This window comes from Gluconobacter sp. Dm-62 (genome assembly GCF_018256155.1).
GTDB lineage: Bacteria > Pseudomonadota > Alphaproteobacteria > Acetobacterales > Acetobacteraceae > Gluconobacter.
This window is the reverse complement of record NZ_JAERLY010000001.1, coordinates 193492-213001: the sequence shown is the minus strand read 5'-3', so window position 1 is coordinate 213001 and position 19510 is coordinate 193492. Positions and strand designations below refer to the sequence as shown.

Genomic DNA, 19510 nt, shown 5'->3' with positions numbered 1-19510 from the left:
TTCACAACATGACAGAAACAGCCCACATGACGGTCGAGGGCATGTCCTGCAACGGTTGTTCCGGCAAGCTCCAGCGTGCTCTTGAGGCCGTGAACGGGGTGGAGGACGTCAATATCGTGCTCGATGGCGGCAAGGTGACGGTGTCCTATGATCCGGCTGTTGTTTCGGCCGCCGCATTCACAGGCGTGGTTGAAGATACCGGATTTGACGTTGCCTCCTGAAGCGCGGCTCGCCTCTTTCTGAAAAAGACAGGGCAGTCTAGATCCGCCAGATTCGGAACAGGAGCGTTTCATCACCGGCTCCATGCCGCTACACGAATGCATTCAGGCCGCAGGATGTTGCATGGCGCCGGCATGTCTCTCTAGGACAGACACTATGACACAGCAGGGCACTTCAGTTCGCCGCCGCCTCAGCCTTCCCGCCATTTCCCATAATGCCCTGATCTGGGGCAGCCTGATGGCGGGTGTCTGCCCAACGGCCATGGCCGACACGGTTGCAGAGCGGACTAAAGATCATCCGTCGGCTTGCCATGCCAGACACAGGACGCTGCGACCGGCTTATTGCGGCTCACATCACACCGCGACAAGACCCGTTTCGCAGCCTGCGAAGGCCGCTGTTGCAGTTCCCGTAGCCACTGTGGTTCCTGCCACCGCGCAGTCATCAGCGGATGTGGACGGGACCGAGGCGGAAAATATTCAGGTTCTGGGGACCAACCACACTTATACGGCGCCCGCCGTCGAGGCCTGGGGCAAGAGCCCCGTGGCGCTCAAAGACGTGCCGCAGTCTGTTTCCGTTATCACGCAGCAGCGGATGGAAGATTCCAACATGCTGACGATGGTGGACGCCATGCGCCAGATTAACGGGATCCGCGTTCTGCCTGGCTCGACGGCTAATTCGAACTACTATTCCCGCGGCTACCAGCTCACGACATCCGTGGACGGCACGCCCGACGCGTCCGGCACGCTGAACAACGCGGCTTTTGACCTGTCCATGTATGACCGGATCGAGGTGCTGCGTGGATCGTCCGGCCTGTTGCAGGGCGGGGGTGGCGCAGGTGGTGTCGTCAATGAAGTCACGAAGAAGCCGGGACGGGATTTCGCGGTTGAAGGCTCCGCCACGGTCGGGAGCTTCAACAATTACCGCGCCGATGTGGACATGACCATTCCGCTGAACAGATCGAAGACGCTCCGTTTCCGGACCGCCGACCTGTTTCAGGATAATGATTATTTCTATAAATACGCCCATTCGCGCAAATGGCAGGCCTATGGCGCGCTGGAGTGGGATGTCACGCCCACGACGACATTTATCGTGTCCCACGCGGCCCAGCAGCAGGATATTACCGCGCCATATTATGGTCTGCCTGTCACAACGGCGAAGACCCTGTGGTTCGGCGGACGTGATGCCAATCCGAGCCAGGACTGGGGCTACAGCAACTACATGACGCAGCAGACGATTGCGTCCATCACCCAGAAACTCTGGGGCGACTGGTCGGCGACCGCGCGCGCCACGTTCTATGACCAGAGCTACAATACACTGTATAACGAGCCCTGGACGACAATCGACGCCAAAACCGGCCTGTTGCAGTATCAGGATGCCGGTATCATCGGGATGAAGGGCAAGAACACGTCGCGTTCGGCGGATGTGTATGCGCAGGGCAGTTTCCGTCTTCTGAACCGGACGCATCATGCGCTGTTCGGCTTCAACTACAATTCTTATGAGCAGCTCACGCAGTATGCCAACGTCAACTGTGACGCCATTTACAATAATGTCAGCATCAACAACACGGGTGTCGTGAAAGCGCCGGCAGCGAACTGCGTCGACTACAAGCAGAACGATGATGGCGATGGCACGGACGACTATGCCTATCAGTGGGGTTTTTACGGACAGCTTCGTCTTGAGGTAATCCGTCATCTCTCGCTGATCCTCGGCGGCCGTGTGTCGCGGTTCTACGAGAAGCTTCAGTATATCCCGCCGGGGCCGAAGACGGAATGGGTGACCACGTCGAACATCCATGGTCAGCTCACGCCCTATCTGGGCACAGTCTACCAGATCACGCCGAACATCTCGTGGTATGCCAGTTATTCCAGCATCTTCACGCCGTCGGTCGGACGACAGGTCTATCACGGCGGTGGTTTGCCACCGCAGGAAGGCAATCAGGTCGAAACCGGTTTCAAGGCGGAGTATTTCCACGGCCGCCTGAACATTTCGTCTGCGCTTTTCCGGATGGAAAGTGTGAACCAGCCGGTTCAGGACCCCGATCACTCGCAGTATTACATTACCGCAGGGCCGATCCGCCGTCAGGGCTGGGAAGCGCAGATCGATGGTGAAATCCTGCCTGGCCTCGATGTCTCGATCGGCTATACCTATCTGGATACGAAGGTCTCGAACTCGAAAGTCAGCGATTTCGGCGGCGTCTTTTCTCCGCACCACATGTTCAAGTCCTGGGTGCATTATAACGTGCCGAGCGGACGCCTGAAGGGGCTGAATTTCGGTGCAGGGATTGATGCCAACAGCAATTTGCGCGGCAGTTATGCGACGACCGTTCAGGGCGGCTACATGACGCTGGACAGCATGATCGGTTACAAGATCAACAAGCACCTGAAGTTGCAGCTGAACGCAACAAACCTGACCAACCGGTATTATTACGAGCGCGCCAGCGGCGTCTGGCAGTTCAACTTCCCCGCCGCGCCCCGCAGCTTCATGGCCACACTTCGTGCAAACTACTGACGATACGACCCCGCCACATTCCCTTTCAGACTGGAAAGTCCTCTTTCCCTACTGGAAATCCGAAGAGAAGTGGTGGGCCTGGTCGCTTCTGGGGGGTACCATCGGGCTGTCCGTGCTTTACGTTCAGTCCGCCGTCTGGTTCGGGGCCTGGTATCACCGGTTTTTCGATGTGTTCTTCGCCGGCCAGGTAGGGCATTGTCTCGGGATGCTGCCGCTTTACCTGCTGGTGACGGTTGGCTCCGTCGGGGTGCATGTGACGCAGACCTATCTGACGCAGGTCCTGTCCATGCGCTGGCGGTTGTGGAATACGCGGGTCTATCTGCGGCAGTATCTGTCGCAGGAAGCGTATTATCGCCTCGAACATGGGCCGAACCGGGCGGATAACCCCGATCAGCGTATCGCGGATGACCTGTCGCAGATGACGGTTCAGACGCTCAAGCTGGGTCTGGACGCCATTGATGCGGTGACCACGCTGCTCTCCTTCGCGGTGGTTCTGTGGAACATCGGGGGGGTATTGTCCTTCGACTGGCATGGGCATCATTTTCAGATTCCCGGCTATCTATTCGTGGGCGCTGTCATCACGACGCTGACGGCCTCGGGGATTCTGGAACGGTTCGGTTCGCCCTTGATCGGTGCGAATTACCGGCAGCAGCATTTCGATGCGGATCTGCGTGCGGGGCTGATGGATATCCGGCGCAATTCCGAGCAGATCGCTTTTTATGGCGGCGAAAATGCCGAGCATCTGCGGCTGTCCGGCTATCTGAGCCATATCGCCACCAACTGGCGCAGCGTCGTGCGCTATACGTGGCGGGTTAATTTCATCGGGGAAGTCTATACCGGTATCGCAACGGTCCCATTGTGGCTGATGCTGGCCCCCAAAGCCATGGCGCATGCCCTGAGCTTCGGGCTCTATTCACAGATCAATTCCGCCTACACGCAGGTGCGGATCAGTCTGGAATGGTTCATTTTCAACTATGCCGATCTGGCGACTTTGCGTTCGGTGCTCCAGCGTCTGGGCGAGTTCGAGCGGGTTGTCAGCCAGCAGCCCCGGAGCGGAATCGAGCGTTTCGCATCTGAAATACCTGCCGTGCAGATTCGCGATCTTGTCCTGAACCTGCCTGACAACACGCCGATCACGCGGATTGGCACCCTGACGCTCGAAAGTGGCGAGCGCTGGCTTGTCCGGGGGCCGTCCGGGTCTGGCAAGAGCACGTTCCTGCGCGCGCTTGTCGGGCTTTGGCAGCATGGAAGCGGGGATGTGTCCTTCAACATCCGACAGGCCATGTTCCTGCCCCAATGCAGCTATGTGCCATCCGGCACGCTGCGTCAGGCGTTGAGCTATCCCGCAACACCGGACCGTTATGACGCGCTCGCTTGCCAGCAGGCCCTCGAGGCCGTCAATCTGGCGGGATACGGCCATCGCATGGACGAAGTTGCAGACTGGGGCGCCGTGCTGTCCCCGGGCGAGCAGCAGCGTCTGGCTGTGGCGAGGGCTTTGCTGTTCCGCCCTGCGATCCTGTTTCTGGACGAGGCGACCTCGGCGCTGGACGAGGCCAATGAGCGCCGTCTTTATGAGGCTCTTCTTTCCGCGCTGCCCGGTACCACATTCATCAGTGTGGCGCATCATGAAGCGCTGCGGAGCTTCCACGATCACGAGATTGTTCTGGGCGGTGACAATGCTGTCTTTTCCATGCTTGAAAAATAGGGTGGTGGGGTATATTTCTCATGCATCCTCTGTAGAATATCCCTAGCCGACAGGACCCTCTTCCAGATGTCAGAAACGATCAGTTTCCCCGTCGGCGGCATGACCTGCGCCGCCTGTGCCGCGCGGATTGAAAAAGTTCTCAACCGTCAGGACGGCGTGAAGGCGACAGTCAATTTCGCCTCCGAACGTGCGCAGGTTGCTTTTGAAAATGCGTCGTCCTCCATCGAGAGCGTCGTGGCGGCCGTGCGCCGTGCGGGCTTCTCCGTGGACGAGCAGAGCCTTGATCTGTCGCTGTCGGGCATGACCTGCGCGGCCTGTGCGGCGCGGATCGAGAAGATCCTGAACCGCCAGCCTTCCGTACAGGCCAGCGTCAATTTCGCGGCCGAGCGCGCGCATATCAACTACATCCCCGGTGTGGTCGAACCGGCGTTCCTGATCGGCAAGATCGAAAAGGCCGGATTTGGTGCGGAGCGTCTGGATGAAGGCACGCGTGAGGACCCGAAAGCCAGACGTGAGGCCATCTGGAAGCAGGAGCGCAACCGGTTCATCCTGACGCTTGTCCTGTCCCTGCCGCTCTTTGCCGAGATGATCGGTATGTTTTTCGGCCGCATGATCGTGCCGGTTCCGGTGCAGTTCCTGTTCGCCACGATCGTGCAGTTCGTCTGCGGGGCGCATCTGTATCGCAGAGCGTGGAATGCGGTTCGTGGCGGCTCGGCCAACATGGATGTGCTGGTGGTGCTGGGAACGTCCATCGCCTGGCTGTTCAGTGCGGTTGTGGTGGTGTTCGGGCTGCACCAGCATGTCTATTTCGAAGCCAGCGCGTCCATCATCACGCTGATCTCGCTCGGCAAACTCATGGAAACGCGCGCCAAGAACCGGACCAGCGCCGGGATCGAGAGCCTGCTTCAGCTTCAGCCGCAGATTGCACATGTCGAGCGGGACGGCGTGATCATGGATCGCGCAGTGGCGGATATGCATGTCGGGGATATTTTCGTCGTGCGTCCGGGCGAAAGCGTGCCGGTGGATGGCGAGATCATCGAGGGGTCTTCCGAAGTCAACGAGTCCATGCTGACGGGTGAGAGCGTTCCTGTTCTCAAGGAAGTCGGGCAGGAGGTCTTTGGTGGCACGATGAACGCCAACGGCGCGCTGCGTGTCCGGGCGACGGGTGTGGGCGCGGATACGGCGCTGGCGCGGATCGTGAAAATGGTCGAGCAGGCACAGGGCTCGAAGGCGAATGTGCAGCGTCTGGCCGACCGGGTTTCGGGCATTTTCGTGCCTGCCGTGATCGGGATTGCCGTTCTCACCTTCCTGATTGGCTGGGCCGTGACCGGCTCCGCGACATGGAGTCTTGTCTCAGCCGTGTCCGTGCTGGTGATTGCCTGCCCGTGTTCGCTGGGTCTGGCGACGCCGACGGCCATTATGGTCGGGACAGGGCGTGGCGCGCAGTCGGGCATTCTGTTTCGCAATGCCGATGCGCTGGAGAGTGCCGAGAAGCTGAAGACCATCATCGTGGACAAGACCGGCACCCTGACGCAGGGCCGTCCCACGGTGGCCGCCGTTCATCCCGCGGCGGGCGTTCCGGTCGACACACTTCTGGGCGTTGCGCATGCCCTGGAGCATAATTCCGAGCATCCGCTGGCCCGCGCCATCGTGGATTATGCCGAGAGCAACAGCGTGAGTGCGTCCGGTGGGGCCGAGGGTTTTCAGGCGGTTCCGGGCAAGGGCGTTGTCGCGCTGCTTGGCGGACAGGAAGCGCGTCTGGGCTCACCGAAATTCATGCAGGAGAGCGGGCTGGACCTGTCGTCCCTGCCGGTCGCGGCGCTGGAAAGCGAAGGCAATACCGTCATCGCCGTGGCGCAAGGGGAGCGAATTCTGGGGATTATCGCGCTGGCGGATGAGCTTCGGGCCGATGCTGTGGCGACCGTGAAGGCTCTGAAGGCACGGGGTATCCGGGTCGTGATGCTGACGGGCGATAACGAACGCGCGGCGTCAGTCGTGGCGCGGCAGGTTGGCGTAGATGACTATATTGCTGGCGTGCTGCCGGAGCACAAGGCGGATGGCGTTGCGAAATACCGGGCGCAAGGCGGTCTGGTCGGTATGGTCGGCGACGGCATCAACGATGCGCCGGCTCTGGCCGCAGCCGATGTCGGGTTCGCCATTGGTGCGGGCTCTGCCGTGGCTCTCGATACGGCGGATGTCGTGCTGATGAAAAGCGAGATGACGGGCGTTCTGGACGCCATTTCCCTGTCCAACGCCACGTTGTCCAAGATCAGGCAGAACCTGTTCTTCGCTTTCATCTACAACATCCTCGGCCTGCCGCTGGCGGCTTTCGGGATGCTGAACCCGATCGTGGCGGGCGCTGCCATGGCCATGAGTTCCGTCTCGGTGGTCAGCAATTCCCTGCTGCTCAACCGCTGGAAGCCGATCTCCGGAAAATCCTGAGGTTGCGCGTTCCGGGAGCCTTTACTGCACCCGGAACGGGAGTTTCCTGCGGGCGAAATCGAGCATGGCAGTTGCGCCATGCTCCCACAGCCCTAGCGGCTCGCTGCTGCCGATATGGCCGACAGCGCCCGCCTCCAGAAAATCTGACTGCCACTGTCCGGCCAGTTCGCGCGCGCGCGGCAATGACAGCCAGGGGTCATTGCTGCTGGCCATGAGGGCCGTGGGAACGGGCAGGGGCGTATGGGGGAGCGGGCCGAAAGAGCGGATGCGTTCAACGTCCGGATGCGTCGTCTGGTCGATATCCGCAGGGGCGACCAGAAAGGCTCCGGCCACGCGGTGTCCACCGTGTCGACACAGCCATTTCGCGCTCAGTACGGCCCCGAGACTGTGGGCGATCAGGAAAACCGGACGGGACGAGGTCTCGACCGCAGCGGTGAGTGACGCTTCCCAGTCTGCGGGTGTGGGTGTTTCCCAGTCCTTCTGGTGGAGACGTTTCAGGCCATAAGCCTGTTCCCAGTGGGACTGCCAGTGATCCGGGCCAGAACCGAACAGGCCGGGGACCAGCAGAAGTTCGACCTGCTGGCCGAGGCGTTTGAACGCTCCTGCAATCTGCTGCCGCGACGTGTCGGGTAGGCCATGCGTAGCCCAGGCGGGATCAAAGGATGTGGGACGGCCGGAAAACAGGTTCATGACGTTATCTCCTCTCAGCCGTCCCGACTCTCTTTCTCAGAGACCGGAACAGGACTTCAAAGTAATTACGAACATAAATGCGTATTAAATAAAATAACTTTTACAGAAAGTTATTTTATTTTCTTTCAGGAGAGCCCGTCAAAAAGCTGCGTGGAGAGGTAGCGTTCTGCGAAAGACGGTACGATGGCGACGATCGTCTTGCCACGATTGGAGGGCTTGCGGGCCAGCTCCATCCCAGCAAACAGGGCCGCACCTGAAGAGATGCCGATGGGAATGCCCTCAACTGCAGCACACAAACGTGCGGTCGCAACAGCTTCCTGCTCGGATACCTCGAATACGCCGTCCAGCGCCTTGATATCCAACGTGTCGGGCTCGAAACCCGGGCCGATCCCCTGAATGCCGTGGGGCCCGGGCTCATCGCCATGTAGGACTGCGCTTTCCCGGGGTTCCACACCATAAATCTTGATGGATTTGCGGTGTTTTTTCAGACCGTGTGCAATGCCGGAAGCTGTGCCGCCCGTTCCGAGCCCGGCCACGACCATATCGACCTTGCCTGCCGTATCTTCCCAGATTTCCTGAGCCGTTGTGGCTTCATGTACGGCCGGATTGGCGTCGTTTTCGAACTGGCTCGGCATCCAGGCGTCTGGCAGGGTGCGGTTGAGCTGCTCGGCGCGTTCAATTGCGCCGGCCATGCCGCGGGAGGCGGATGTCAGTTCGGTATCTGCGCCCATCAGGCGCATCATCTTGCGGCGCTCGGTCGAAGCGTTCTCCGGCATCGTCACGATCAGCCGGTATCCCAGAGCCACAGCCGCGAAAGCCAGCGAAATGCCGGTATTGCCCGAGGTCGGTTCGATCAGGACCGTACGGCCCGGGGTAATGAGGCCGCGAGCTTCGGCATCAAGCAGCATGGCCACGCCGATGCGGTCCTTGACAGAGCCGAGCGGGTTGAAAAATTCGAGCTTGAGGAGCAGCCGCCCGTTGAGATGCTCACGCTGGGTCAGGTGCGGCAGCGCGACCAGTGGTGTGCCTCCTACCGTCTCCAGAAAGGAGTTGAAAACGCGTCCCCTAGGGGCTGCATAACCTTCGAAAGGGGCGGGGGACAGCGGAACCTTCTTGCTCATAGCCTCACTTAACACGGGGAATGGGGGAAAGGGCAGACGGTAAATGATGATTTCCGTTACAACGAATGAATAACGTCAATAAACGCGGTTTGTCGACATCGCATCATGGTCGCACGTTATATATTGACGGCGCCTTGTCGGATGTCGTATCCAATCTGCTCCAGTGGCATCCACAACAACGGGACCAGTCGGTCAATGATGTGTCGAATGTGTAGCTCGCAGCGCAAACGCTGCTCCGCTTCAGGTCCGGAGACAATCGTCTCCGGCGTGTCATAACGCCCGACAACTGGACTGTCGGGCTCTTTCTTCAAGGTCCGGCATCATGCTTGGTTCAACCATTATCGAAATTAACGGTGTCTTTCTCGGCGCGGCTATTCTGGTCAGCACGAGTGGCACAAGGCGCTTCTACGCTGCACATGACAGCGTGCGTGCGCTCCATAATGAACTCCTTCCCGACCTGGTCGCGCTTCAGCGGCGTATTCGCCAGCATGTGCGCAAACCGGTCCATCAAATCGTCTGATTGACGAAGACCCTCTTCTGTCCGGACGCGTTCGTGCTGTAGAACGAAAAAAGATCACGAACCGGAACGGATTGGAGCAGGCGTGGAAGGAAGTTATCGGCGGATTGCCCGCGCAGTTCTGACGCGTCGGGATGGCGCTTTTGCGGCCCTGCTTCTTCTTTCCATCATCTTCGCCTGCCTGTCTGCTCCGCTTTATGCTGCGCTTAATGGCATAGATCCGTTCTCGTCCGATATCGCGGGGACGACGATCCGTAATGGCCAGCACGTCGATCTCATGCAGCCTAACGACAATCCGCTTCATCTGGGCCTCAGTCCGATTGCACCGGACTGGAAACCGGGGCCGTATGCGCTTGGAGCAGATTCGCAGGGGCGGGATGTGGCGGCGCGGGTTCTGTATGGTGGTCGCAATTCGCTTTTGATCGCGGCGTCGTCGGCCACGCTCTGTCTGTGTCTTGCAGCCTGCATCGGAATCTGCGCTGGATATTTCGGGGGGTGGATCGACCTGATCCTGTCGCGCATTCTCGACATGCTCTGGGCGATCCCGGTCTATCTGTTTGCGATTTCGTTGTCTGTCGTCACGGTGGGGCACGGCATCCAGCTTGGTTTTGTCACCATCGGGGCGGATAATCTGCTGATTCCGATCGGGATTATTGCGCTGGTCTATGTGCCCTATGCCGCCCGGCCTTTTCGGGCGCGGGCGCTGAGCCTGTCGCAGGCGGGGTTCGTGATGGCAGCGCGCGGCATGGGGGCGACGGATTTTCGCATTCTGTGGCGGGAAATCCTGCCGGGGCTTACGCCGACCATGGCCGTGCTCGCGCCGCTGGTGATGGCGCTGTGCATGTTGGCGGAATCCGCGCTGTCGTTCCTGTCGCTTGGCGTGCAGGCACCGGCGGCGTCATGGGGGACGATCATTCAGGACGGCGAAGGGCTGCTCTATACGCGCCCCGTGGTGGCGATTGCTCCGGGCGTTGCGATTGTGCTGACCGTTCTGGCGCTGAATGTTCTGGGCAATGCGCTGCGTGATCAGCTCGATCCGAAAGGCGGGGCCTGATGATCCGTAGCCTTGCTTCCCGGACCGGGCAGATGCTGCTGGTCATTTTCGGGATTTCCGTCCTCGTTTTCGGGATTTTCTTTGCGACACCGGGGGCAGATCCGACGGCGCGGATTGCAGGTCGTGGGGCCAGTCCGCAGGTTGTGGAACGGATCCGCGCGGAATACGGGTTCGATCAGCCGCTGCCCGTGCAGTACGTGAAGATGATGGAAAAGCTGTTCGTCACCCGGGACCTGACGTCTTTCGTCAATCACGGGCAGCGTGTTGTGCCGGAAGTGTTGCAGGCGGCCCCGGTGACGCTCTCGCTTGTGCTGTGGGCGGCGTTTTTCTGGGTCAGCGGATCGCTGGTGTTCGGGATTGCTGCGGTTGTGCTGCGCGACAGCTGGGTGGACCGGTTGTTGATGGTTCTGGGGCTGATCGGCCTGTCCATGCCGGTGTTCTGGCTTGGCGAGGTCGTCAATCTTGTCACGCAGAGCCGCTGGCATGACACGTTCCTGTTCCGCTGGGTGCCGCCGCTGGGATATGTGCCGTTTTCGCAGAGCCCTTGGGGCTGGGCGAAGGCGCTGTTCCTGCCGTCTCTGACGCTGGCCGTATGTTTTATTGGTCTGTATGCGCGGGTTCTGCGTTCCGAACTGCTGACGGCGATGGGCGAGGATTCTATCCGGACGGCGCGCGCCAAGGGGGCGGGGCCGGTGCGGGTGTGGCTGTGGCATGGTCTGCGGTTGTCCTGGCTGAGTTATGTGTCACTGTTTGGGCTGGATTTCGCGCAGCTTCTGGGAGGCGGTGCGCTTCTGACGGAAGTCGTGTTCGCCATGCCGGGCGTAGGACGGCTGACCTATCAGGCGCTGGCGACGCTCGATCTGCCTCTTATCATGGCGACGGTCATGTATGCCGCCGTTTTCGTCGTCATCGCCAATGCGCTGGTGGACGGGCTGTATGCCCTGCTGGACCCGCGGATCAGGGAGGGACGGCATGGACGCTGAAGTGCTTCTGACGCTGCATCACCTGCATCTGGAACTGCCGAACGGAACAGCGCTGCTGGAAGACGTCTCCCTGAACGTGCGGCGCGGGGACGCGCTGGGCGTGGTGGGAGAGTCCGGATCAGGAAAGAGCCTGACCGCCATGAGCGTCATGGGACTGCTGCCGGGGTTGAAGGCTTCGGGCTCCATCCGTTTTGAGGGCCGCGAACTGCTGGAGATGAAGGATCGGGAGTGGCGGCGTCTGCGTGGTGCGGGTATGGCCATGATCTTTCAGGACCCGATGACGGCGTTCCTGCCGGTCCGCTCCATCGGCGCGCAGATCGATGAACAGATCCGTCTGCATGAGTCCATCAGTCGCCGCGAGGCGCGCGCGCGGACCGTGATTCTGCTGGGGCGGATGGGTGTTCCCGATCCGGAAGCGGCGGCGAAACGCTATCCGCATCAGCTTTCCGGCGGTCTGCGCCAGCGCGCCATGATTGCGATGGCGCTGTCCTGTGGTCCTGCGCTTCTGATCGCTGATGAGCCGACCACGGCGCTCGATGTGACAGTGCAAGCGCAGATCCTGACGCTTCTGTGCGAAATCCGCGACAGTGGGGCGGGCGTGATGCTGATTACGCATGACATGGGCGTCGTAGCGCAGACCTGCACGCATGTGGCGGTCGTCTATTCGGGATTGGTGGTGGAGCAGGGGCCGGTTGCGGCGGTTATGGCGCGGCCGCTGCATCCCTATACGCAGGCCCTGCTGGAAGCGATCCCGCCGCTGGATGGCCCGAGGCCGGAGGCGCTGCCAACCATTCCGGGACGTCCGCCGGCTCCGGATGCCCGGCCGGAAGGCTGTGTTTTCGCGCCGCGCTGCCGCTTTGTGCGACCGGACTGTGCCGTGCGTCCTGCGTTGCGGGACCCGGAAGAAGGGCGGCGCGTGGCCTGCGTGCTGTACGACGCATGACCATTCTTCTTGAAGCGAAAAACCTCAGCAAATACTACCGTCTGTCACACGGGGAGACCCTGCGCGCCGTGAGCGATGTGTCGCTGGCCGTGCATCGCGGGGAGGCGCTTGCGCTGGTCGGGGAGTCCGGTTGTGGCAAGTCCACGTTGGGGCGGACGCTGATCGGGCTGGGGGCGCCGAGTTCGGGAGAGGTGTTCTTTGAAGGGGAGCGGATTTCCGGACTGTCGGATCGGGCGTTAAGGCGCTGGCGGCCCCGGATGCAGATGGTATTTCAGGACTCGTCTTCGACGTTCAATCCGCGCCGGACCATTGGTGACACGCTGGCGGAGCCAATGCGGATCCATGGACGGGCCGGCATTGTGGAGCGGATCGGGGTGCTGCTGGAGCAGGTTGGCCTGTCGTCGTCCGTTCTGTCCCGGTATCCGCATGAGTTTTCGGGTGGGCAGCGGCAGCGTCTGAACATTGCCCGCGCGTTGATGCTGGGGCCGGACCTTCTGGTCGCGGATGAGCCGACATCGGCGCTCGATGTGTCCGTGCAGGCGCAGATCGTGAATCTGTTGCGGGATCTGCGCAATTCGCTGGGCGTGGCGTGCGTGTTCATCTCCCATGACCTGGCGGTCGTGCGGCAGATGGCGGACCGGATTGCCGTCATGTATCTGGGACGCATCGTGGAGGAAGGGGACGTGCTGGCGGTTCTGCAAGCCCCGGCCCATCCTTATACGCGGGCACTATTGAATGCGGTGCCCCGTCCGGACCGGCCCTTGCCGCCGCCGCTCAAAGGCGATGTGCCAAGCCCGATCAATCCGCCGCAGGGCTGTGCGTTTCATACGCGCTGTCCGCTGGCCCAGCCGCGATGCTCGCAGGAGCGGCCGGAACTCAACAGGGTCGGGGAAGGGCGCACGGTCGCCTGCCATTATCCGCTGCTCTAAAAAAGGCAACGGTTTGTTCCGATCTTGGATATAGACGGCAACGCCTGCCGTGGGGCACAGAAGTCTGCACGCCCCCTCGTATTTTTGCCTGAGATCCCGCCCGATGCGCCAGAATATCCGTTTTTATCTGGGGGAAGACCTCTGCACGCTCAGGGATCTGTCCCCGACGCTGACCCTGCTGGACTGGCTGCGTGACCGTGGCCGGACCGGCACCAAGGAAGGCTGCAATGAAGGCGATTGCGGGGCGTGCACGGTGCTGGTCGTCCGGCTTGAGGACGGGCGGTTGAACTGGCGGGCGGTCAATGCCTGCATTCAGTTCGTCAGCATGCTGGACGGTGCACAGGTCTTTACGATCGAAGACTTGGGAACGGCCGATGCGCCGCATCCCGTGCAGACGGCCATGGTCGAGCAGCATGGCTCGCAGTGCGGGTTCTGCACGCCGGGTTTCGTCATGTCGATGGCGGTTTATCGAAAGACTGAAGGGGCCAAGGCGGACGATCAGGCCATTGATGACGCACTGGCCGGCAATTTGTGCCGCTGCACCGGATACGCTCCGATCGTGCGTGCCATGAAACAGGCGCTGGCGGCGGGGCCGGACCGTTTTGATGCGCAGGTAGAGGCGATTTCCGACCGTCTGACGGCGTTGCAGGACGGCGAGAGCGTGCGGCTTGAGGGGCCGGAGGGCACGCTCAGCATTCCGGCGTCTGCGGATGATCTGGCGGAGATCCTGATGGCCGATCCGGAGGCGACGATTGTTGCAGGGGCCACGGATGTGGGGCTGTGGGTGACGAAGGGGATGCGTCGCCTGAAGCATGTCGTGCCGATCGGGCGGGTTCCGGAACTGCGCGGTCTGACCAGAACGCCCGAGGGGCTGCGGATTGGCGCTGCGGTGACGTATCAGGACGCGCGCATGGCCATTGCGGAACTGCTGCCGGATGCAGGGGAAATGATCCGTCGTCTGGGCTCCACGCAGGTACGGAACAGTGCGACGGTGTGTGGGAATATCGCGAATGGCTCCCCGATCGGGGACGGGCCGCCGATGTTCATTGCGGCCAGTGCGACGCTGCATCTGCGGCGCGGGGCGGAGCGTCGGTCCATCGCGCTGGAAGACTATTTCATCGCTTACGGAAAGCAGGACCGGCAGCCCGGCGAGTTCGTGGAGGCCCTGAGCATTCCTGCTCCCTCGCGGGGTGGGCAGTTCCGCGCCTACAAGATTTCCAAGCGCTTTGATCAGGACATTTCCGCCGTTCTGGGCGCTTTCATGATCGAGACGGACGGTCAGGGGCGGATCACTGCGGTTCGGCTGGCCTATGGCGGTATGGCAGCCACGCCGAAGCGGGCATCGGGTGCGGAAGCGGCGTTGCTCGGGCGCGTCTGGGATCAGGACGCGCTGGAAGTTGCGCGGGCGGCGATCCTGGAAGATTTCGCCCCGCTGACCGATATGCGGGCGAGTGCTTGGTACCGGCAGACCGTGGCCGCCAATCTGCTGACGCGGTTTTTTGAAGAAACGACGGGCGGTGCGCAGGCGCGTCTCGCCCGGACGGGAGGGCTGGCGCATGTCTGATCTCGCGCCGGGTGCTGCTTCGACCAGCATGAAGCATGAAAGCGCATTGCTGCATGTGACGGGGCAGGCGGCGTATATTGATGATCTGCCTGAGCCACGCGGGACGCTCCATCTCGTGCCGGGGCTGAGCACGAAGGCCCATGCGCGGATCGTGTCGATGGATCTGGACGCCGTGCGCGCCGCGCCGGGCGTCGTGTGCGTGCTAACGGCGGCAGATGTGCCGGGCGAGAACCAGATCAGCCCGGTTCATCGGGAAGACGAGCCGCTTCTGGCGACGGATCATGTCCATTTCTGGGGGCAGACGATGTTTGCCGTGGTGGCGACATCGCGTCAGGCGGCGCGTCAGGCCGTGCGGCTGGCGAAGATTGAATATGAGGAGAAGCCCGCGATCCTGAACATCGCGCAGGCGCGCGAGAATGGCAGCCCGATGGTCTGGCGCTCCCTGACCATGCAGCGCGGGGATGTGGAACGTGGCCTGAAAGCCGCGCCGCGCCGCCTGTCGGGGCAGATCGAGATTGGCGGGCAGGAGCATTTCTATCTGGAAGGGCAGGCGGCGCTTGCCCAGCCGGGAGAAGCCGGGGAAATGCGCGTCTGGTCGTCCACGCAGCATCCGTCCGAGACGCAGCATCTGGTCGCGGCCGTGTTGGGGCGTCCTCATCATCTGGTCACGACGGAAGTGCGGCGCATGGGAGGCGCGTTCGGTGGCAAGGAGACACAGGCCAATGCCTGGGCTTGTCTGGCCGCTATTGCCGCTAACCAGACGGGGCAGGCGGTCAAGGCGCGTCTGGACCGCGATGACGACATGATGGCAACCGGAAAGCGGCATGATTTTCTGATCGACTATGACGTCGGCTTCACCGATGAGGGCGATATTCTGGCCGTGGATATGGTTCTGGCCGCGCGGTGTGGCTGGGCGGCGGATCTGTCCGGGCCGGTGACGGACCGGGCGCTGTTTCACGCCGACAATGCCTATTTCTATCCCGATGTGCGTCTGAAATCCGAGCCTTTGCGGACCAATACCCAGTCCAACACCGCCTATCGCGGTTTTGGCGGGCCGCAGGGCATTGTCGCGGCGGAACGGGTGATCGAGGAAGTCGCGTTTGCGACCGGACTTGATCCTGTGGCGGTCCGGCTGCGGAATGTTTATGGAACCGGGACGCGTAATCTTACGCCGTATCATATGACAGTCGAGGACTCGATTACGGCCGAGATCCTGACAAAGCTGGTCGCGCGCTGTGATTATCAGGCGCGCAAGGCCGAAATCCGGGCGTTCAACCGCACCAGCCGCATCATCCGTCGCGGCATTGCGCTGACGCCGGTGAAGTTCGGCATTTCCTTTACCGCCACGCATTACAATCAGGCCGGCGCGCTGGTGCATGTCTATACGGACGGCTCGGTTCAGGTGAACCACGGCGGGACGGAAATGGGGCAGGGGCTGCACACCAAGATGGTGCAGATCGTCCTGCGCGAATTCGGCCTGACGGCGGATCGCGTCCGCATCACGGCGACGACGACCGGGAAGGTGCCGAACACGTCCGCCACGGCGGCGTCTTCGGGGGCGGATTTGAACGGCATGGCGGTGCTGGATGCGGTGCGCAAGATCAAGAATAGGATGATCGTCTTTGCCGCTGAGAAGTGGGGCGTGGCGGCCGAAGACATCCATTTCCGGCCCGATGGCGTGCATGTCGGCGCGGAGGTCATGACCTTCCAGCAACTCGCCTGGCAGGCCTATTTCGCGCGGGTCTCGCTGTCCTCGAACGGGTTTTACAAAACGCCGAAGATTTCTTGGAATCCCGAGACCGGGCGCGGGCGACCCTTCTTCTATTTCGCTTATGGCGCGGCTTGTGCGGAAGTGTCGGTCGATCTGCTGACGGGCGAGCATAGCATCGACCGCGTGGATATCCTGCATGATGCCGGACAGTCCCTGAATCCGGACATTGATGTCGGGCAGATCGAAGGCGGGTTCGTGCAGGGCGCGGGCTGGCTGACAACGGAGGAACTGGTCTGGGACGGAGCCGGACGTCTGCGGACGCATGCGCCCAGCACCTACAAGATCCCGGCCTGTTCCGACCGGCCGCGGATTTTCAATGTGGAACTGCTGGAAAACGCGCCGAACCGGGAGGAGACGATTTTCCGATCCAAGGCCGTCGGAGAGCCGCCTTTCGTGCATGGGGTTGCGGTCCTTCAGGCCATTTCGGACGCGATCGCCAGTTTGGACGATTACCGGACCTGCCCGAAGCTTGACGCACCGGCCACGCCCGAGCGGGTTCTGAAAACCCTCATGGCCGTGCAGGATCGGGCTGGCTGACCATGCTGGCGGATGTTCTGCGCTGGCGGCGGGAAGGGCAGGCCATGGTGCGCCTGACCGTCATCCGCGCCCGGGGCTCCACACCTCGGGAAGAAGGCGCGTTCATGCTCCTGACCCGGACCGAACAGACCGGCACGATTGGCGGCGGTCGGCTGGAATGGGACTGCATGGCGGAGGGGCGGGCGCTTCTGGCGTCGGGCGGAGAGCCGGTCGAGCGCCATATTCCGCTGGGTCCGGCCATCAACCAGTGCTGCGGCGGGGCCGTGACGGTTCGTATCGAGTGTGTGGAAGATGCCGGGGCTCTTGAGGCGGAAATCCTTGCTGAACGGGAGAAGCTGCCGCAACTGCTGCTGTTTGGTGCGGGGCATGTCGGGAGAGCGTTGGCGCGCTCGCTGGCGCTTCTGCCGCTGCAGGTGGTCTGGGTGGATGCGCGCGAAGAAGAGTTCGGCATCGTGCCGTCCGGGGTGGAGGCGCATGTCACGGAACGCTGGGAAGGTCTTCTGAATGGGGCACCTGCCGGATCGGGCGTGCTGGTGCTGACCCAGAGCCATACGCTGGATGCGCTCATCACGGGAGCAGCGCTGGAGCGCGGTGACCTGCGCTATGTTGGAATGATCGGGTCCCGCACGAAGCGCAAACGATTCGAGAGCGCGTTTCGCCAGATCGACATTCCACAGGAGCAGATCGACCGTCTCGTCTGTCCGATCGGGGATTTCGGGGTGCGGGACAAGCGGCCCGAGGTGATCGCGACTTTCGTGACGGCGGAAATTGCCGCCCGGATGCTGTGCGAGACAGAGTCGTATGGTGGCGTCAGGGTTTCGGAGACGGGTATTTCAGATATTGATGATGTTACATTCGCCCCAATCCTGTCATAAAGTTCTTCAAGACAAGGGCGGAGTTCCTTCACTTTTCGGCGGTCACGGAAAGTTGATGTAACGGTGGGTGCGTGGCGGTCTGTCCTTCTGCTTATCCTCCCCGCATGAGCATGCAGCACCGGACGCAGCGGACTTCCGAAGTCCCGTTTTTCTCTCCAGCAGCCATGACAGGGCAGAGGTGGAAATCCCGGATTTCCCGTTTCTGTCAGACAGGATTTGCGATTGGGGTGCTTGGTCTGACGCTTCACACTGCCCATTCTGCTCCGACGGCCAGTACAGCGCTTTCTCCGGCTCTTCAGCCTGCGAGCCTGCCAGCGGCTGATACGGCTTTCGTCGATGATTTGGAAAAGCGCACGTTCAACTGGTTCTGGGAGACGGCCAATCCGAAGAATGGTCTGGTGCCGGACCGCGCGCCACTGCCCAATGGGGCGGCCAGTATTGCCAGCGTCGGTTTCGGGCTGACAGCTTACGGCATTGGCGTGGAGCGCAACTACATCACGCGCCAGCAGGCCGTGGACCGAACGCTGACAACACTGCGTTTTTTAGCCAGCCTGCCGCAGAACGATCATGTGACGGGCGCTGCGGGCTATAAGGGTTTCTTCTACCATTTCCTCGATCCCAACACCGGCCTTCGGGTTGCGGACTGGTCCGAATTGTCCAGCATCGATACGGCGCTGCTAATGGGCGGCGTATTGTTCTCGCAGTCCTATTTCGATCATGACACGCCGCAGGAAAAAGAAATCCGCGATATCGCGGACACTCTGTACCGCCGGATCGACTGGACCTGGATGAAGGCGCATGGTCCCTGGCTCAGCATGGGCTGGATGCCGCCGCATACGTTCCTGCCGAGCGACTGGAAGGGCTATAACGAGGGCCTGATCATCTATCTTCAGGCGCTTGGTTCGCCGACGCATCCGCTGCCGGCCGAGACCTGGAAGGCGTGGACTGCAACCTATGAAAACCAGTGGGGCGACTTTCAGGGCCACAAGCTGCTGAATTTTGCGCCGATGTTCGGCCATCAGTACAGCGAATCCTGGATTGATTTCCGCGGCGTGCAGGATTCCTGGGACCGTGCGCATAACGTCGATTATTTCCAGAACGGCCGCGAAGCTGCCTATGCACAGCGGGCTTATGCACAGGCTAATCCGGGCGACTGGAAGGATTACGGCTCCAATATTTGGGGGCTCACTGCCTGTGATGGTCCAGGCGATGCGCAGCAGGTTTATGATGGCAAGCAGCGCCATTATCTGGCCTATAGCGCGCGTGGTGCCGGGCGGGATTACATTCTGGATGATGGCACGATTGCGCCGACCGCCGTGGGTGGGTCCATTGCCTTTGCGCCGGAAATCGCTCTGCCGGCGCTCAAGGAAATGCGTTCCCGTTATGGAGACCGGATCTATAACAAGTATGGGTTCCTGGACGCCTTCAACCCGTCCTTTGCCGACCAGAAATCCTACTGGGTGGATGGGCAGCAGCTCGGTATTGATCAGGGTCCGATCCTGCTGATGTTGGAGAACTGGCGCAGTGGTCTCGTGTGGAACACGATGAAGAAGAACCCCTATCTGCGCGCCGGGCTGGAGCGCGCAGGGTTTGAAGGGGGCTGGCTGCGTACCAAGACGGCTGCCTCCATCCCGACCGGAAAGTCTCTCTGA

The 19510-nt window shown here is 61.4% G+C and carries 15 protein-coding genes; 13 read left to right on the top strand and 2 right to left on the bottom strand.

The window, feature by feature from the left end; translation table 11 throughout:
* The first annotated feature begins 8 nt into the window (after positions 1–8).
* From JK202_RS00805 to JK202_RS00790, 4 genes are all read left to right on the top strand, one after another.
* Positions 9–221, top strand: a complete 213-nt coding sequence (locus JK202_RS00805; RefSeq protein WP_211557111.1) for a heavy-metal-associated domain-containing protein — start codon at positions 9–11, stop codon at positions 219–221.
* A 154-nt stretch (positions 222–375) separates the two neighbouring features.
* Positions 376–2727: a TonB-dependent siderophore receptor gene (locus JK202_RS00800; protein WP_249199490.1), complete on the top strand. Its 2352-nt coding sequence runs from the start codon at positions 376–378 to the stop codon at positions 2725–2727.
* Positions 2714–4432, top strand: a complete 1719-nt coding sequence (locus JK202_RS00795; protein ID WP_211557109.1) for an ABC transporter ATP-binding protein/permease — start codon at positions 2714–2716, stop codon at positions 4430–4432. Before JK202_RS00800 ends, JK202_RS00795 begins: the two co-directional genes overlap by 14 nt.
* 66 nt (positions 4433–4498) lie before the next feature.
* Positions 4499–6874, top strand: coding sequence for a heavy metal translocating P-type ATPase (locus JK202_RS00790; protein ID WP_211557107.1), 2376 nt, complete (start codon positions 4499–4501; stop codon positions 6872–6874).
* A gap of 21 nt (positions 6875–6895) precedes the next feature.
* Here JK202_RS00790 and JK202_RS00785 read toward each other — a convergent pair whose 3' ends face one another.
* A complete protein-coding gene (locus JK202_RS00785) occupies positions 6896–7564 on the bottom strand; it encodes an alpha/beta hydrolase (protein ID WP_211557101.1) in 669 nt (222 codons plus the stop codon).
* Positions 7565–7689: 125 nt separating this feature from the next.
* Positions 7690–8685, bottom strand: a complete 996-nt coding sequence (cysK, locus tag JK202_RS00780) for a cysteine synthase A (protein WP_211557099.1) — start codon at positions 8683–8685, stop codon at positions 7690–7692.
* Positions 8686–9007: 322 nt separating this feature from the next.
* On the opposite strand from cysK, the gene JK202_RS00775 reads away from it, so the two are divergent.
* From JK202_RS00775 to JK202_RS00735, 9 genes are all read left to right on the top strand, one after another.
* Entirely contained in the window at positions 9008–9205 is a 198-nt protein-coding gene (locus JK202_RS00775; RefSeq protein WP_211557097.1) for a hypothetical protein, read from the top strand.
* Positions 9206–9287: 82 nt separating this feature from the next.
* Positions 9288–10256: an ABC transporter permease gene (locus JK202_RS00770; RefSeq protein ID WP_408872123.1), complete on the top strand. Its 969-nt coding sequence runs from the start codon at positions 9288–9290 to the stop codon at positions 10254–10256.
* A complete protein-coding gene (locus JK202_RS00765) occupies positions 10256–11239 on the top strand; it encodes an ABC transporter permease (protein ID WP_211557095.1) in 984 nt (327 codons plus the stop codon). The genes JK202_RS00770 and JK202_RS00765 overlap by 1 nt, the downstream gene beginning before the upstream one ends.
* Positions 11229–12182 (top strand): ABC transporter ATP-binding protein, encoded by a 954-nt coding sequence (locus JK202_RS00760; RefSeq protein WP_211557093.1) that lies wholly within the window; start codon positions 11229–11231, stop codon positions 12180–12182. Before JK202_RS00765 ends, JK202_RS00760 begins: the two co-directional genes overlap by 11 nt.
* Positions 12179–13111, top strand: coding sequence for an ABC transporter ATP-binding protein (locus JK202_RS00755; protein ID WP_211557090.1), 933 nt, complete (start codon positions 12179–12181; stop codon positions 13109–13111). The genes JK202_RS00760 and JK202_RS00755 overlap by 4 nt, the downstream gene beginning before the upstream one ends.
* A 103-nt stretch (positions 13112–13214) precedes the next feature.
* Positions 13215–14675, top strand: coding sequence for a xanthine dehydrogenase small subunit (gene xdhA / locus JK202_RS00750; RefSeq protein ID WP_211557089.1), 1461 nt, complete (start codon positions 13215–13217; stop codon positions 14673–14675).
* Complete coding sequence (gene xdhB, locus JK202_RS00745) at positions 14668–16983, top strand: xanthine dehydrogenase molybdopterin binding subunit (protein WP_211557087.1); 2316 nt, start codon at positions 14668–14670, stop codon at positions 16981–16983. Before xdhA ends, xdhB begins: the two co-directional genes overlap by 8 nt.
* 2 nt (positions 16984–16985) lie before the next feature.
* Positions 16986–17858, top strand: a complete 873-nt coding sequence (xdhC, locus tag JK202_RS00740) for a xanthine dehydrogenase accessory protein XdhC (RefSeq protein ID WP_211557084.1) — start codon at positions 16986–16988, stop codon at positions 17856–17858.
* A 164-nt stretch (positions 17859–18022) separates the two neighbouring features.
* The gene (locus JK202_RS00735) at positions 18023–19510 is read left to right on the top strand and encodes a glucoamylase family protein (protein ID WP_211557424.1); all 1488 of its coding nucleotides are present in this window, start codon (positions 18023–18025) and stop codon (positions 19508–19510) included.